The organism is Pseudomonas sp. WT-JTC (assembly GCF_056711565.1).
Genome location: NZ_CM160042.1, coordinates 5,822,818 through 5,837,666 on the forward strand (window position 1 = coordinate 5,822,818; position 14,849 = coordinate 5,837,666).

Consider the following 14,849-nt stretch of genomic DNA (forward strand, 5'->3'; position numbering starts at 1 on the left):
ACTGTAGGAGCTGGCTTGCCAGCGATGGGGCCCTCAAGCCGAAAGCATCTGCCGCAACTCGACACAATCCGCCGCATGCCAATCGGTCAATTCCGGCCACGGATTATCCGGCAGATTCACCAGCACCGTCCGCGCTCCGGCGGCTCGACCACAATCGAGGTCGAAGCGGTAATCACCGACCATCACCAACTCGCTCGCCGGCACCTTCCACGCTTCGGCCAGTTTGAGCAGTCCGCCCGGATGCGGTTTGGGCGGTGCATCATCGCGGCCCAGCACATCCTCCAGCGCAAAGCAGTCGGCCAGGCCAATGGCCTCCAGCGTGACATGCGCCAGCTCCCGGGCATTGCGCGTGAGAATGCCCAGGCGATAACCGCGCCCGGCCAGCTCGCGCACCAACTCCACCGCGCCCGGCGCCGGTTGCGAACCGAGGGCCAGGTCCCGTTCGTGCTCCAGCAGCCATGCATGCTTGGCCGCGGCTTCATCGGCCGGCAGGGCGGCGAGGTGGGTCAGGATGTCGGCTTCGGCAGGAATCGCCAATGCGACGCGAATCGCCGCGAAATCGTGCACGGCAACGGTCAGGGTGCCGTCCATGTCGAACACCCAGTGACGCACGTCGGCCAGGCTCACGCCCAATCCTTGCGGTGACGGATCAAGCCTTCCTGGGTGACCGAGGCCACCAGTTGCCCGGCGCGATTGAACACGCTGCCACGGGAAAACCCGCGCGAGTTGCCGGCCCACGGACTGTCCATCGCATAGAGCAGCCAGTCATCGGCACGCAGATTCTGGTGGAACCACAAGGCGTGATCGAGGCTGGCGACTTGCATGTCCTTGTGCCAGACCGATTTGCCGTGGGGCTGCATCGAGGTGACCAGCAGACCGAAGTCCGATGCATAGGCCAGCAGGTATTTATGCAGCGCCGGCGAATCGGCCAAGGCGCCGTCGGCACGGAACCAGACGTACTTGACCGGGTCGGACGGCAGCGGGTTGTAGGGATCTTTTTCGGTTACCGGGCGGAATTCGATCGGCTTTGGGCACAACAGCTTTTCGCGCATTTTCTCGGGGATCAGGTGCGCACGCTGCTGGGTGATTTCCAGCTCCGACGGCAGGTTTTCCGGACCGACCACTTGCGGCATTTCGCTCTGGTGCCGGAAGCCTTCTTCGTCGTACTGGAACGACGCACTGCACGTGAAAATCGGGTGTCCCTTCTGGATCGCCGTCACCCGGCGCGTGCTGAAACTGCCACCGTCGCGCACCCGGTCAACCTGATACACCACTGGCAATCCGGCATCGCCCGGACGCAGGAAATAGCCGTGCATCGAATGCACATGGCGCGTCTCTTCAACGGTCTGACTGGCTGCCGACAACGACTGACCGAGCACCTGACCGCCGAACAGCTGACGAAAACCCAGGTCCTGGCTGCGGCCACGGAACAGGTTTTCTTCGATCGGTTCCAGGGTCAGCAGGTCGACCAGATCTTCCAACACTTGGCTCATTCAGACTCTCCTCACGCAAAACATTGCCGCGCAGTCTTGGCTGCGCCGGTCGATTCAGATTCTGGCCAATGCCAACATGGGGCCATTGTAAACGTCCGTGCCAGGTTATCCATGCAAGGTTTGCAGCCATTGTTCGCGGCTGATGCGATACAGCACATGGCGACGCAACGGATGATCGGCTGCAAGTCGCGGGTGATCGAAGTCATCCGCCGGATCATGCTGCATGCCAATGGCCTGCATGACTTTCTCTGACTGCAGATTGGCTTGCGTCGTGAAAGCCACGACCTCTTTCAGCGGCAAGCGGTCGAACCCGCAGCGCAGAGCGGTCCATGCTGCTTCACTGGCGTAACCGAGACCCCAGTGCTCGCGGGCCAGCCGCCAACCGATCTCCGTGGCGGGGGTGAAAGGTGCGTCGAACCCGACCACGTTGAGCCCGGTAAACCCGATGAACTGGCCAGAGTCCTTTCGCTGCAAGGCCCAGAGACCATAACCATGCTCAGCGAAATGACCACGGATTCGCCCGATCAATGACGCGCTTTCCAACCGGCTCAAGGTTTCCGGGAAATAGCGCATCACCTGCGGATCGGCACACATCGCCGCAAAGTCCGCCAAATCTTCATCGCGCCACTGGCGTAACAGCAGCCGAGCGCTTTCAAGCTCCAGTATTGGCTCCATCGTGCCCCGCCCCTCCATTTCAATGTCGCAAGTCTACAACGCTGGTAGGATCCTTCTCTCATTCCCGTACGCTTTCCAGATAAATCAGTCATGCCCCTGCCCCTGATCTACCACGAAGACTACAGCCCCGAGTTTCCGGCGGATCACCGCTTCCCCATGGACAAGTTCCGCCTGTTGCGCGATCACCTGGTGGACAGCGGCCTGACCCGCGACGCCGACCTGCTGCGCCCGGAGCTGTGTCCCGCGGACATTCTCGCCCTCGCCCATGACCCTTCGTATATCGAACGCTACATGAGTGGCGAATTGTCCCGCGAAGACCAGCGTCGCCTCGGCCTGCCCTGGAGCGAGGCCCTGGCCCGGCGTACGGTGCGGGCGGTCGGTGGCTCGTTGCTCGCGGCCGAGCAGGCGCTGGAACATGGCCTGGCCTGTCACTTGGCCGGCGGCACCCACCATGCGCACTACGACTACCCCGCCGGGTTCTGCATCTTCAACGACCTGGCGGTAATCAGCCATTACCTGCTGGAAAGTGGTCGGGTAAATCGGGTGCTGATCTTCGATTGCGACGTGCATCAGGGCGACGGGACTGCCCGAATACTGCACAACACCCCAGAGGCGGTGACCGTTTCCCTGCACTGCGAGAAGAACTTTCCCGCACGCAAGGCCGAAAGTGATTGGGACATCCCGCTACCCAACGGCATGGGCGATGCCGATTACCTGAAGGTGGTGGACGATGCACTCAACTACCTGCTGCCGCTCTACCAGCCGGATCTGGTGCTGTATGACGCCGGGGTCGATGTGCACAAGGACGACGCCCTGGGTTATCTGAAGCTGACAGACGAAGGCGTCGCCGCCCGCGATGAAAGCGTGATGCGCCATTGCCTGGGCCGCGACATTCCGGTGGTCGGGGTAATCGGAGGCGGCTACAGCAAGGACCGCCAGGCCCTGGCCCGCCGTCACGGCATCCTCCATCACAGCGCGCAACGCGTCTGGCAGTCATCAGGTTGTCACTGAGCTGTGGATGCTTTACCCACAATGCCTGTGGAGCTGCCTGTGGATAACCTGAGTGAAAGGGACTACAGGCCATGCGGGGCTTGGGCTACAGAGCGGTGATTATTTTTTAACCAACCGTCGAATTCACCAACGATCCCTGCAGGAGCGAGCCTGCTCGCGAAAAACGAAACGTCGCCGCTGGGCATCTGGTTTCCCGCGTAATCGTTCAAGACCATCGCGAGCAGGCTCGCTCCTACAGAGGTCTGGGCTGGTAGAATGCCCGGCTTCATTCGCCAAAACCGCAGCGCACTCCATGACCCGATCTTCGACCTCCTCCCCTTCCCGCGTCGCCATCATCGGCGGCGGCCCTGCTGGTCTGATGGCAGCCGAAGTGTTGAGCCAGGCCGGGATCAAGGTCGACCTGTACGACGGCATGCCTTCGGTCGGACGAAAATTCCTCTTGGCCGGTGTCGGCGGCATGAACATCACTCACTCCGAAGCCTACCCTGCGTTTCTCTCGCGCTACGCCGAACGTGCCCCGCAAATCGCCCCGCTGCTGCGCGGCTTCGGTGCCGAAGCGCTGTGCCAGTGGATTCACGAACTGGGCATCGATACCTTCGTCGGCAGTTCCGGCCGGGTATTCCCCACCGACATGAAAGCCGCGCCGCTGCTGCGCGCCTGGCTCAAACGCCTGCGCGACAGTGGCGTAGTTATCCACACCCGCCACCGCTGGCTCGGCTGGGACGAGCATGGCGGATTGCGCATCGACAGCCCGGAAGGCGAAAAAACCGTTCAAGCCGATGCCACCCTGCTCGCCCTCGGCGGCGGCAGTTGGGCGCGCCTGGGTTCGGATGGCGCATGGATGCTGCCACTGGAGCAACACGGCGTAGGACTGGCGCCGTTGCAACCGAGCAATTGCGGCTTCGAGGTGCATGCCTGGAGCGAATTGATGGTCAGCAAATTCGCTGGCGCGCCGCTGAAAAACATCGCCATCGGCCTTAACGACGACGTTCCGCGACTCGGTGAATGTGTGATTACCGCCACCGGGATCGAAGGCAGTTTGATCTACGCCCTGTCGGCCCCCATCCGCGAAGCAATCAACCAGCACGGTTCGGCAACGATTCATCTGGACCTGCTGCCGGGCCGGCCTGTGGATAAAGTTCAGGCGGCGTTGAGCAAGCCCCGGGGATCGCGCTCGATGGCCAAGCATCTGCACAGTCAGTTGGGCATCGACGGGGTGAAAGCGGCGCTATTGCGTGAACTGACCAGCGCCGACTGCTTTGCCGATATGGCCTTGCTGGCCAACGCGATCAAGGCTTTGCCACTGACACTGGTGAAAACCCGTCCACTGGACGAGGCGATCAGCAGCGCGGGTGGCGTGGTGTTCGAGGCAATGGATGAGCGATTGATGCTCAAGCAAATGCCTGGCGTGTTCTGCGCCGGGGAAATGCTCGATTGGGAAGCGCCGACCGGAGGCTATCTGCTGACCGCGTGTTTCGCCAGTGGGCGATCGGCGGGCTTGGGGATGGTGGAGTGGTTGCGGCGCAAGGGCTGACGACCGAGGCACGCCCTTCGCGAGCAAGCCCGCTCCCACAGGGGATTTGTGAACGACACAGATCCAGTGTGGGAGCGGGCTTGCTCGCGAAGGCGGCTTAACAGTCGCCGCAACTAATCAAGGCTTGCGTTTACGCGGCCCTGTATTGAACACCGGCACCTTGCGCACTGGCTTGATCGAAGGCTCAGCCGGCGCAACTTCCCCGCTATCCACCCACTTACCGAGATTGCGTTTACCGCCGCCACCACCGGAAGCCTTGGGCTTCTTCGGTTTTTTCGGCTTCTTGATCACCTGGCCGCTGGCATCGGTGTCCGGCACGCGGTGCTCCGGCTCGAAATCCGGTTCGTTCTGCCGCTTCAGCGTCTGACGGGTCAGCATCTCGATGGCCGACAGCAGATTCACTTCATCGGCGCAGACCAGGGAAATCGCCTCGCCCGTCGACCCGGCGCGGCCAGTACGACCGATGCGGTGGATGTAGTCTTCAGCAACGATTGGCAAGTCGAAGTTGACCACCAACGGCAAATCTTCGATGTCCAGACCACGGGCCGCCACGTCGGTGGCGACCAGAATCTGTACTTCGCTGGCCTTGAAACGGTCGAGTGCGCGCTGACGGGTCGCCTGGGGTTTGTCGCCATGGATGCCGTCGGCGTTGATGCCCAGCCCCTGGAGTTTTTCCACCAGCGCGTCTACGCCATTGCGGGTCTTGGCGAACACCAGCACCTGCTTCCACTTGCCCTTGCGCATCAGGTGCACGAACAGTTCCGGCTTGCGCTTCTTGTCTACCGTCACGATCCATTGCTTGACGGTGTTGGCCGCCACGTTGCGCGGGCTGACTTCGATGCTCAGCGGATCGTTGAGCATCTGACCGGCCAGCAGGCGGATGTCATCGGAGAAGGTTGCGGAGAACAGCAACGTCTGACGTTTCTTCGGCAGCGCCTTGTAAATGTTCGCCAGTTCCTCGGAAAAGCCCAGGTCGAGCATGCGGTCGGCCTCGTCCAGCACCAGGGTTTGCAACTGGTTGAACTTCAGCGCGTTCTGGCGGAACAGGTCGAGCAAGCGGCCCGGGGTCGCCACCAGCAGATCGACACCGCTGCGCAGCTTCATCATTTGCGGGTTGATGCTGACACCGCCGTACACTGCGTAAGTACGCAGCGGCAGGTTTTCAGCGTACTGGCGCACGGCTTCGTGAACCTGTTCGGCCAGCTCGCGGGTCGGCACCAGGATCAGCGCGCGGACCGAATTGGCGGTGACTTTCGGCCCTTCCATGGCCAGCAGTTGCAACAGCGGCAGGGCGAAACCGGCAGTCTTGCCGGTGCCGGTCTGGGCGGCGGCCATCAGGTCGCGACCGGCCAGCACCGCCGGAATGGCTTGCGCCTGAACCGGCGTCGGAGTCTGGTAGCCGAGCTTCTCGAGAGAGCGCAGCAAGGGTTCGATCAGGCCAAGGGTGGCGAAAGTCATGGGAGTACCGTAGGAAAATTCAGCGCGGTTGTGCGAAACAAGAGTGCAATGGCGCGCAGTTTACCCTAATTCACACGGGATTCTGTCGGCACTACCGTCGGCACTACCTTTGTCACCGGCTGCTCCGGTACACGACGCCACTGCGGCAGGCCAATCAGCACCACGGCGCTGATGATCACCAGCATGGCCAGTGCTTCCTCGATGCCAATGGTCTCGCCGACAAACACGATCCCCAGCAACACCGCCACCGCCGGGTTGACGTAGGCATAACTGGTAGCCGCCGCCGGACGCACGTGTTTCAACAGGTACATGTAGGCGTTGAAGGCGATGATCGAACCGAACACGGTCAGGTACGCCAGCGCGGCCCAGCCTTCAATTGGCGGAACCTTGTCCATATGTTCACCGCTGACCGCACTGCCGATCAGCAACACCACGCCACCCACCATCATTTCCACGGCACTGGCCATGGCGCCCTGAGGCAACGGCAAGTGTTTGCTCCACACCGAACCGAAGGCCCAGGTGGCCGCCGCAAAAATCAACAGGGCTGCGCCCAGCGGGCTCGATTGCAGGTTGGAGCCGAGGTTGAGCATGACAATGCCGATCATTCCGAGCGCAACGCCAGCCCATTCGAGACGGGTATTGCGCGCGCCCCAGAAATAGCCACAGAGCAAGGTAAACAGCGGCACCGTCGCCACCGCCAACGCGGCCACACCCGAAGCCACGCCCGTGTGTTCGGCTACGCTGACCGCCCCGTTACCACACGCCAGCAACAATACGCCGATGATCCCGGCGGCTTTCCACTGCGCCCAGGTCGGCGCCGGCGCCCCGCGCCAGCGCAGGAAGGCGTACATCAAGGTCCCGGCAATGACGAAGCGGACCCCGGCGAGCAACAAGGGCGGCCAATATTCCACGCCGATGCGGATCACCAGGTAAGTCGAGCCCCAAATCACGTACAAGGCGAAAAAGGCAGCGATCAACGGTAAGGGGAAGCGACGTAGGCCGGACATGGGGGCAACTCACAGGCAGAACAGGTGAACGGCTATTCTAGAAAGGCTGGAGCCGGAAAATAAGTTACAAAACCTTTTTAAACCGCCAGTACACTTTTCAAAACACGGAGTTCATGGCTATAAACCGTGTTTTCGAAAGTCCGTCATTTTTCAGGAGTGCCACGATGGATAAGTACGACCGCATGCTGCTCAGCGCCCTGCTGGAAAACGGTCGCGCGTCCTACGCGGATCTCGCGCGCAAGGTCAACCTGTCGGCCCCGGCCGTGGCCGAGCGCGTGGCCAAGCTCGAAGCCAGCGGCGTGATCACCGGCTATCAGGCGAAGGTCGACATGGCCAAACTCGGCCTGCCGATCCAGTGTGTGATCGAACTGCGCCTGAACCAGCACGGCAACCAGAAAGCCTATGACGACCTTATCAAAATCCCGCAATTGACCGAATGCCATCGGGTGACCGGCGATCCCTGCGTGATCATGCAGGCAGCCGTGGGCTCGATGCCGGAGCTGGAAGAGCTGATCAACCGGATCGCCACGTTCGGGTTCAGCAAGACGTCGATTGTGTTGTCGAGTGCGATAGAGAAGCGGGTGCCGTTGGGGCACATCGAAGGGAATGGCAAGTAACCCCCTGTAGGAGCGAGCTTGCTCGCGATGGTCGCCAACGATAACGCGGGAAACCTGACACCCCGTGTTGTTCTCGGGTTCATCGCGAGCAGGCTCGCTCCTACAGGAGATTTGCGATGTTCCTAGAACCCGCGATAGCGCTTGAGGTGTTCGCCCACTTTCGCCGCAGGGACCTTCTGCAACTTGCACAGCAAGTCATGGGACAGCTCGCGCAAGCCGTGCTTGTGCCGCAGCTCTTCGGCCAGATGTGTGGTCAGGTTGGCCGCCATCTCGGCATCGGCCATGGCCCGGTGGGCCTTGCCGGTGTTGGGCAGGTTGGCGAAGGTGGTGAGGGTGCCGAGTTTGTGGTTCGGCGCGGCGGGCATCAGGCGGCGGGCCAGGAGCAGCGAGCAGGCAAAGTTCTGTAAGCGGGTGCGTTTGATTCGCCCGAGTTCAAAGTCCCAGAACTTCTGGTCGAACGCGGCGTTGTGCGCCAGCAGTGGCGTGGTGCCGACGAATTCATTGACCTCGTTCATCACCTGCTCCGCCGACGGCGCGGTGCGCAGCATGGCGTTGCTGATGCCGGTGAGTTGCTCGATGAAGGCCGGGACGCGCACGCCGGCGTTCATCAGGCTTTGGTAACGCTCGACGATGCGCCCCCGTTCAAGGATCACCACGGCAATTTCCGTGGCCCGGCAGCTGCTGCTCGGGGAGATCCCGGTGGTTTCAAAGTCGATGACTGCGATGCGTTCCAAACCTGGTTCAACTCCGTAAAAATCAATTCTTGAGCAGCAACGTGCCTTCGATCGGCACATAGCGGCTGGCGGCGCGGATCAGCGAGTTGGCGGTCAGGCCCGGCACGCCGTAGGCCACCGCTTGTACCCCGTGTTTGCTGATGATGCGTTCCAGCAGCATGTCGAAATCACCATCGCCGGAAGCCAGGACGATTTCATCGACATGGTCGGCGGCATCCATGATGTCGAGGGTGATGCCCACGTCCCAGTCACCCTTGGCCGAACCATCGCTGCGCTGGATGTACGGCTTGAGCTTCACGGTGAAACCGAGGTTACGCAGGATCTGCTGGAACTGCTGCTGTTTGCTGTCGCCACGGTCGATGGCGTAGGCGTAGGCTTCGACGATCTCGCCCTGTTTGCTGACGTCAGCCCACAGCGCGGCATAGTTGAAGTGGCAACCATAAGCCTGACGCACGGTGTAGTAGAGGTTCTGGACATCGGCGAACACTGCGATTTTTTTCACCGGTATTCCTCAAAGGCTGAATCAGGCACCAGGCCCGAAAAGTCGCCCAGTATGCCAGCCCGGAGGATTGTTCCGCGAATAATCACCCCGGAGCGCCGTTGCGCTCCGGACGAATGGCAGGTCAGACGAAGGAATCGTCGTCGCCACCGAAGAGCGAGTCATCGCTGTAGTCAGCGTCGCTGAACCCGCCCTGACCGTTGCTCCAGGAGTCGTTACCGGCCATGCGCTGGTCATCGCCCCAGCCATTGTTGCCCTGGTCGTTGACCTGGGCCGGCTCTTCCTTGATGACTTCGACGACTTCAGGTTGCTGGTTGTGATGGAACAGGCTGCTGATGCCTTGTGCCAGCATCACTCCACCCGCCACGCCGGCGGCGGTTTTCAGCGCACCACCGAGGAAACTGCTGCCAGCCGCTGCCGGAGCCTGCGGTTGCGGGGCATAGCCCTGTTGTGGAAAGTTTTGCGGCGGGGCACCGAAGTTCTGCTGCGGGGCTTGCGAGCCGAACGACGAGCGCCCCGGCTCACGCCAGCCACCGCTCGATGGCGGCGCGCTCTGGGTGGGTGCCGGTTGTGGTTCACGGGAAGCGCCACCAAAAATACTCGACAAAAAGCCACCACTGCTCGGTGCCGGAGCCGGAGCAGGGGTCGACTGAGCCTTGGCCTGTTGCAGCTCGGCCTGCAACTGCTGGACTTGCTGAGTCAGCTGCCTGTTCTGTTCATCGAGGCTCTTGATCGCCGCCTCTTGCACCAGAATCGCCTGGGTCATGAAATAACCTGCCGCGGGCTGGCGCGTCAGGTGTTCCTTGATCCGCGCCTCGGCCTGGGCGTCGCGCGGGGCTGAGTCCGTTTCGGCCTGTTGCAGCCGGGAAAACAGTCCATCGATCAGGGTTTGTTCTTCGCTATTCATGGCGACCTCGTAGATTGCCGGGGGAAATCGTTGTCCTTTTCCACTGAGGATAAGGTGCTCGACCTTAATGGAGGCTGAAACAAGATGTTTCAATGACCTTTACCAATCGTTTACGTTTGCGTCCTCGAGCGTTTCATCGGTTAAAGTGAGCCACTGCTTCCAACCTGCGATACCAACCGATGAATCCGTTAGACGTCCTGCGTGACTCGCTGTATTTCTTCAAGCGCAATCTGGGCCAGATCGTGCAGTTGTGCCTGCCGCTGGTGATTCTCGAGGCGCTGCTGCAACAAGTGGTCGACCACTCCACGGAGCCGGACAGTTTCCCCGGTATCAGCGTGATTGTCGGCTTGCTGGTGTATCCGCTCTACACCGCCGCGCTGATTCTGTTTCTCGACGCCCGCAGCCGCGGCGAGTCGCCGCGCAACCGCGACCTGCTGGCAACGGCGGCGAGCCTGTGGCCACGCTTCGCCCTGCTGACGGCGCTCAATACCGTGCTGATCCTGCTGGGCCTGTCACTGTATTTCCTGCCGGGTATCTACCTGATGGTGACCCTGGCCTTTGGCGAATACCTGCTGGTGTTGCGCGGCCTGGCGCCGCTGGCGGCCATGAAGGAAAGCCTGCGCCAGACCCGCGGTCATTTCATGCGCATCCTGCTGTGCATTCTGAGTGTGATGGGGCCGCTGTGGCTGCTCAAGGGGGTCACCCTGGCGGCGTACCCCGAACCGCAGAACCCGGTGATCTCGCTGCTGATCGACAGCGCCCACAGTTTCCTGCAGCTGTTTACCAGCGTGGTGCTGTTCCGTCTGTTCATGCTGATCAGCCCGCTGCCCGAGAGCAATGACAACTCGCTCTGACCTTGGGCGCGACCATCGCTCTCGGGTATGCTCGGGAGCAATTTTGTAACGCTATTAAGCCGAGCCATGACCCGTCTACTGCGCTACACCCTGCTGGGCCTGCTGATCGCGATCGGCCTGATCGGCGTGATGATCTATAGCCTGACCTGGCGCCCCGATGCCAAAGAAGTGTTGCCCGTCAGTTGCAGTGCACAGGCGCCCACCCTGGTCCCCGGGCAGGTGCTGAAGGTGATGACCTGGAACGTCCAGTACCTGGCCGGCAAGCGTTACGTGTTCTGGAATGACCTGGCCTCCGGTACCGACGAACGCCCCACACCGGAAGACATGGCCTTCAGCCTCGACGAAGTGGCGCGGGTGATTCGCGACGAGCAACCGGACATCGTGCTGTTGCAGGAGCTGGACGACGGCGCCAAGGCCAGCAGTTACCAGCACCAGTTCAAACTGCTGCAAGAACGGCTCGCCGATCTGTACCCATGCAGCGCCAGCGCCTTCGACTGGAAGGCAGACTTCGTACCTAACCCGCATATCTTCGGCAGTGTCGGTCGGCAACTGGCGACCCTGAGCCGTTACCAGATCGAACATGCCGAACGTCTGCAACTGCCCGTCGCCTCGGGCAACACGGTCAGCCGCCAATTCAAACCCAGGAACGCCTTGCTGGTGAGCTACTTGCCCTTGAGTGACGGTGGACAGATGGTGGTGCTCAATACCCATCTGGACCGTGCGACCCAGGCCGACAATACCTTGCAAAACCAGGTCAACGCCGTGACCAGGGCCCTCGATAAATTCGAAAGCCGTGGCACGCCGTGGCTTATCGGCGGAGATTTCAACCTGTTGCCAATCGGCCAATATCGACGCCTGCCCGATGCGCAACGCACGCCCTTCTCCGCCGACAGCCCGTTGCACATCCTGTGGGACAAGTACCCGATGATCCCGACCAACAACGAAGCCAGTGGTATCGATCGCGAACGCTGGCTGACGCATTACCCGAACGACACCGGGCTGAGCGGCCCGGACCGGACCGTTGACTACCTGTTCTACAGCCCGCGGATCAAACGGATGGAGGCGATGGTGCGGCAGGACGATACGTTGCGCATCTCCGATCACCTGCCGGTGATTGCCCGGTTTCTGTTGCCGGTTGCGCCGTAGCGCCGGCTCCAGATAAACGCAATATCTGTGGGAGCGGGCTTGCTCGCGAAGAGGCCAGTACACCCAACATCAATGTTGTTTGCTATACCGCTTTCGCGAGCAAGCCCGCTCCCACAGGGAGGGTGTCAGACCCGCAATCAGCCCTAATGCACTTCCTCCAGATCATCATGCAGCAACCCGAAGATCTCGCGCTTCATCTCGATGAATGAACGCTCCATGACCATGTCCAGGTTCCGTGGACGTTCAATTGGCACATCCAGAATCTGCTTGATCCGCCCTGGCCTGGCGCCCATGACGTACACCCGGTCGCCCAGCAGGATCGCTTCGTCGATGTCGTGGGTCACGAACAATACGGTCTTCTTGCTGTTGCCCCAGACCCGCAGCAACAGCTGCTGCATTTGCAGGCGCGTCTGGCTGTCGAGGGCGCCGAAGGGTTCGTCCATCAGCAGGATCTGCGGGTCATTGGCCAGCGCCCGGGCAATGGCGACACGCTGCATCATCCCTCCAGACAACTGCTTGGCGTAGTTGTCGGCAAAGCCGCTCAGGCCCACTTCATTGACGTAGTAGTCGACGATGTCCTTGCGTTGCGCCGCCGGCATGCCGCGCCGCTTGAGGCCGAACTCGACGTTCTGGCGCACTGTCAGCCACGGGAACAGCGTGTAGCTCTGGAACACCATGCCGCGATCCGCACCGGGGCCTTCCACCTGTTGGCCGCCGACGTAAATCTCGCCCGAGGTCGGTTCGGCCAGGCCGGCGGTGAGGTACAGCAGGCTCGACTTGCCGCAGCCCGAAGGCCCGACCAGCACAGCGAATTGCTGGTCCGGCACCTCGAACGACACCTCCTGTAACGCGGTAAAGGTTCCGCCATCAGGTTTCCTGTAACTCAGGCTGACCTTGTCCACTTGCAGCCGTGGCGCGTTCACCGGGGCGGTTTGAGGGGCGACAAAACGATGAGTGGCGGCGGTTACTGAGCCCATGCGGTGATCCTCAGACGTAGGAAACGGAACAGTTGATCGGTGACCAGGCCCAGCAGGCCGATGATCGCGATGGCCAGGAAAATCACATCCACCTGAAAGCCACGCATGGCCTTGAGGCTCAGGTAACCCAGGCCACTGGACGCGGCGACCAGTTCAGCCACCACCAGGTAAGTCCAGGCCCAGCCCATCGTCACCCGCAAGGTGTCGAGCACGCCCGGCAGCGACGCAGGAGCGATCACATGCAGCACCGCGTCACGCCGGTTCGAACCGAGGGTGTAGGAGGCATTGACCAGGTCCTTGGAGATACCTTTGGACACGTCCGCGATCATCACCAGTTGCTGGAAGAACACGCCGAAAATGATCACCGACACCCGCTGCTCCAGACCGATACCGATCCACAGGATGAACAGCGGCACGAACGAAGTTACCGGCAGGTAACGAATGAAATTCACCAACGGCTCAAGGAAGGCCTGGACGATGCGAAAGCTGCCCATCAGCAAACCCAGCGGCACCGCCACCAGGGACGACACAATGAACCCGACCATCACCACTTCGACGCTGGCCCACACGTGCTGACCGAGGGTGCCGTCGCGGCTCAGGCGCACGGCGGCCTCGACCACCGCGCCCGGCGTCGGCAGGAACATGCCCGGCACCACGCCGCCGTAGGACAACCCGGCCCACAGGCCGACCAACAGCACCCAGGCCAACCCGCTCGCGCTCCAGATCACCGAGACCGGCAAACCGGTCTTGGGCGTGATGCAGCGGCTCAGCCATGAATTGCGCTTGAACATGCAGCCTCCTAGAGCGGGGTAACGAAACGGTTGTCGATCAGGTCGTCATTGCTGACGTTGTAGGGTTTGCCTTGCAGCTCACTGGCGGTCTCGTTGGCCAGTTTGATCAGCGGTGCGCTGTCACCCGGTTTGCCCGGCGCCCCCAGCAGTTTTTCGCTCATGGCCTGGTCATAGAAACGCACGCCCTGGGCAGCCGCTTCGAGCTCCTTCGGATCGGCCAGGTAACCACCAACGCCCTTGGCCATGATCTTGTAGGCTTCCTTCGGATGATCCTTGGTGTACTGCACGGCTTTGTACAAACCGGCCACCAGTGCCTTGACGTCTTCCGGCTGTTTTTCGATGACGGTGCAGTTCAGTGCGACCACGTCGACGATCACTCCCGGTGTGCTGCTGCTGTCGATCAGCACCCTGCCCTGCTGCTTGTCGCGAACCATCGACAGGTGCGGCTCCCAGGTCACGGCGGCGGGTACGCGACCGGCGATGAACGCGGTGGCGGCATCGTCGGCGGTCATGTTCTGCACGGTGATGTCGCTCATTTTCATGCCGTTCTTTTTCAGCAGATACGACAACCAGAACTGCGAGGTCGAGCCTTCGTTCACCGCCACGGCCTGGCCTTTGAGCTCCTGCAGGCTCTTGACGTCCTTGCCCACCAGCACGCCGTCGCCACCATGGCTGTCGTCCAGTGCGGCCACGGCCTTGAAGCAGAATTGCGGACGGTACTTGAGCACCTCGTCGATGGTCGACGCCGAGCCGGACAACTCGCCGGAAGCTTGTGCGGCCATGTACATCGCCGCTTCTTCGACCACCGGCAACTCGACGGTCAAACCGTTTTCCTTGAAGTAGCCAAGGTCCTGGGCCAGGTACAGGGTGCCGTAGCCGACCCAGGTGGTATGACCGATGGACAGGGTGCCGGCCTGGGCGCTGGTGGCGACCGTCGCGGCGATGGCGGTGACCGCCAGTGGATGGGCAACGCGCGTAAGCAAGGACTTGATCATGGAGCACTCCCAAAGCTGTTGATTTAGTTTTGTCATGGGCAGTACGGCCAGCGGCCCGGCCTGTGGTCTCTGGTGGACCTTTCGGCATGCAGCACTGGGCTGGCTGGCGAGATCGATGTTGGCCCAAGGGCGGGATTAGGAAAATGAGGAA

Annotated in this window: 16 protein-coding genes; 5 read left to right on the forward strand and 11 right to left on the reverse strand. The window is 61.5% G+C overall.

What is annotated here, in order from left to right:
- Positions 1–33: 33 nt before the first annotated feature.
- The 3 genes from AC06G5_RS26465 to AC06G5_RS26475 all read right to left on the reverse strand — a co-directional run bounded on the left by AC06G5_RS26465 (position 34) and on the right by AC06G5_RS26475 (position 2,168).
- A complete protein-coding gene (locus AC06G5_RS26465; protein ID WP_322614942.1) occupies positions 34–627 on the reverse strand; it encodes an HAD family hydrolase in 594 nt (197 codons plus the stop codon).
- Entirely contained in the window at positions 624–1,493 is an 870-nt protein-coding gene (tesB, locus tag AC06G5_RS26470; RefSeq protein WP_413424599.1) for an acyl-CoA thioesterase II, read from the reverse strand. Before tesB ends, AC06G5_RS26465 begins: the two co-directional genes overlap by 4 nt.
- A 105-nt stretch (positions 1,494–1,598) precedes the next feature.
- Positions 1,599–2,168 (reverse strand): GNAT family N-acetyltransferase, encoded by a 570-nt coding sequence (locus tag AC06G5_RS26475; RefSeq protein ID WP_413424597.1) that lies wholly within the window; start codon positions 2,166–2,168, stop codon positions 1,599–1,601.
- A gap of 90 nt (positions 2,169–2,258) precedes the next feature.
- On the opposite strand from AC06G5_RS26475, the gene AC06G5_RS26480 reads away from it, so the two are divergent.
- Complete coding sequence (locus tag AC06G5_RS26480; protein ID WP_413424595.1) at positions 2,259–3,179, forward strand: histone deacetylase family protein; 921 nt, start codon at positions 2,259–2,261, stop codon at positions 3,177–3,179.
- Between the two features lie 292 nt (positions 3,180–3,471).
- Positions 3,472–4,713: a TIGR03862 family flavoprotein gene (locus AC06G5_RS26485; RefSeq protein ID WP_480458569.1), complete on the forward strand. Its 1,242-nt coding sequence runs from the start codon at positions 3,472–3,474 to the stop codon at positions 4,711–4,713.
- A 117-nt stretch (positions 4,714–4,830) separates the two neighbouring features.
- Here the strand turns inward: AC06G5_RS26485 and rhlE1 are convergent, their stop codons facing one another.
- Positions 4,831–6,171, reverse strand: a complete 1,341-nt coding sequence (gene rhlE1 / locus AC06G5_RS26490) for an RNA helicase RhlE1 (RefSeq protein ID WP_057400535.1) — start codon at positions 6,169–6,171, stop codon at positions 4,831–4,833.
- Positions 6,172–6,236: 65 nt separating this feature from the next.
- On the reverse strand, positions 6,237–7,178 hold the full coding sequence (gene yedA / locus AC06G5_RS26495; RefSeq protein WP_413424591.1) for a drug/metabolite exporter YedA: 942 nt from the start codon (positions 7,176–7,178) through the stop codon (positions 6,237–6,239).
- Between the two features lie 164 nt (positions 7,179–7,342).
- Here yedA and AC06G5_RS26500 point away from each other — a divergent pair, with 164 nt between their 5' ends.
- The gene (locus AC06G5_RS26500) at positions 7,343–7,795 is read left to right on the forward strand and encodes an Lrp/AsnC family transcriptional regulator (protein ID WP_007990688.1); all 453 of its coding nucleotides are present in this window, start codon (positions 7,343–7,345) and stop codon (positions 7,793–7,795) included.
- A 122-nt stretch (positions 7,796–7,917) separates the two neighbouring features.
- Here AC06G5_RS26500 and AC06G5_RS26505 read toward each other — a convergent pair whose 3' ends face one another.
- From AC06G5_RS26505 to AC06G5_RS26515, 3 genes are all read right to left on the reverse strand, one after another.
- Complete coding sequence (locus AC06G5_RS26505) at positions 7,918–8,529, reverse strand: 3'-5' exonuclease (protein WP_413424589.1); 612 nt, start codon at positions 8,527–8,529, stop codon at positions 7,918–7,920.
- 22 nt (positions 8,530–8,551) lie between these two features.
- Positions 8,552–9,031, reverse strand: coding sequence for an NYN domain-containing protein (locus tag AC06G5_RS26510; protein WP_085718130.1), 480 nt, complete (start codon positions 9,029–9,031; stop codon positions 8,552–8,554).
- A gap of 121 nt (positions 9,032–9,152) precedes the next feature.
- Positions 9,153–9,935, reverse strand: a complete 783-nt coding sequence (locus AC06G5_RS26515; RefSeq protein WP_413424586.1) for a DUF2076 domain-containing protein — start codon at positions 9,933–9,935, stop codon at positions 9,153–9,155.
- A 179-nt stretch (positions 9,936–10,114) separates the two neighbouring features.
- Between AC06G5_RS26515 and AC06G5_RS26520 the strand changes: the two genes are divergently transcribed.
- Positions 10,115–10,789, forward strand: coding sequence for a YciC family protein (locus AC06G5_RS26520; protein ID WP_413424584.1), 675 nt, complete (start codon positions 10,115–10,117; stop codon positions 10,787–10,789).
- Positions 10,790–10,855: 66 nt separating this feature from the next.
- Positions 10,856–11,935 carry an endonuclease/exonuclease/phosphatase family protein gene (locus AC06G5_RS26525; RefSeq protein ID WP_413424582.1) on the forward strand — a complete coding sequence of 360 codons (1,080 nt, stop codon included), beginning with the start codon at positions 10,856–10,858 and terminating at the stop codon, positions 11,933–11,935.
- A gap of 143 nt (positions 11,936–12,078) precedes the next feature.
- Here the strand turns inward: AC06G5_RS26525 and AC06G5_RS26530 are convergent, their stop codons facing one another.
- The 3 genes from AC06G5_RS26530 to AC06G5_RS26540 are packed head-to-tail and all read right to left on the reverse strand — an operon-like array spanning position 12,079 to position 14,698.
- Positions 12,079–12,912 carry an ABC transporter ATP-binding protein gene (locus AC06G5_RS26530; protein WP_111288249.1) on the reverse strand — a complete coding sequence of 278 codons (834 nt, stop codon included), beginning with the start codon at positions 12,910–12,912 and terminating at the stop codon, positions 12,079–12,081.
- The gene (locus AC06G5_RS26535) at positions 12,900–13,703 is read right to left on the reverse strand and encodes an ABC transporter permease (protein ID WP_413424579.1); all 804 of its coding nucleotides are present in this window, start codon (positions 13,701–13,703) and stop codon (positions 12,900–12,902) included. The genes AC06G5_RS26530 and AC06G5_RS26535 overlap by 13 nt, the downstream gene beginning before the upstream one ends.
- Positions 13,704–13,711: 8 nt before the next feature.
- Positions 13,712–14,698 (reverse strand): ABC transporter substrate-binding protein, encoded by a 987-nt coding sequence (locus AC06G5_RS26540; protein WP_413424577.1) that lies wholly within the window; start codon positions 14,696–14,698, stop codon positions 13,712–13,714.
- Positions 14,699–14,849: the final 151 nt, after the last annotated feature.

Bases quoted from the DNA above. Each gene is read 5' to 3' on its own strand.
- AC06G5_RS26480 (WP_413424595.1), top strand. From the start codon at position 2,259: ATGCCCCTGCCCCTGATCTACCACGAAGACTACAGCCCCGAGTTTCCG.
- yedA (WP_413424591.1), bottom strand. From the start codon at position 7,178: ATGTCCGGCCTACGTCGCTTCCCCTTACCGTTGATCGCTGCCTTTTTC.
- AC06G5_RS26485 (WP_480458569.1), top strand. From the start codon at position 3,472: ATGACCCGATCTTCGACCTCCTCCCCTTCCCGCGTCGCCATCATCGGC.
- AC06G5_RS26525 (WP_413424582.1), top strand. From the start codon at position 10,856: ATGACCCGTCTACTGCGCTACACCCTGCTGGGCCTGCTGATCGCGATC.
- AC06G5_RS26530 (WP_111288249.1), bottom strand. From the start codon at position 12,912: ATGGGCTCAGTAACCGCCGCCACTCATCGTTTTGTCGCCCCTCAAACC.
- rhlE1 (WP_057400535.1), bottom strand. From the start codon at position 6,171: ATGACTTTCGCCACCCTTGGCCTGATCGAACCCTTGCTGCGCTCTCTC.
- AC06G5_RS26500 (WP_007990688.1), top strand. From the start codon at position 7,343: ATGGATAAGTACGACCGCATGCTGCTCAGCGCCCTGCTGGAAAACGGT.
- AC06G5_RS26540 (WP_413424577.1), bottom strand. From the start codon at position 14,698: ATGATCAAGTCCTTGCTTACGCGCGTTGCCCATCCACTGGCGGTCACC.
- tesB (WP_413424599.1), bottom strand. From the start codon at position 1,493: ATGAGCCAAGTGTTGGAAGATCTGGTCGACCTGCTGACCCTGGAACCG.
- AC06G5_RS26515 (WP_413424586.1), bottom strand. From the start codon at position 9,935: ATGAATAGCGAAGAACAAACCCTGATCGATGGACTGTTTTCCCGGCTG.
- AC06G5_RS26475 (WP_413424597.1), bottom strand. From the start codon at position 2,168: ATGGAGCCAATACTGGAGCTTGAAAGCGCTCGGCTGCTGTTACGCCAG.
- AC06G5_RS26535 (WP_413424579.1), bottom strand. From the start codon at position 13,703: ATGTTCAAGCGCAATTCATGGCTGAGCCGCTGCATCACGCCCAAGACC.
- AC06G5_RS26520 (WP_413424584.1), top strand. From the start codon at position 10,115: ATGAATCCGTTAGACGTCCTGCGTGACTCGCTGTATTTCTTCAAGCGC.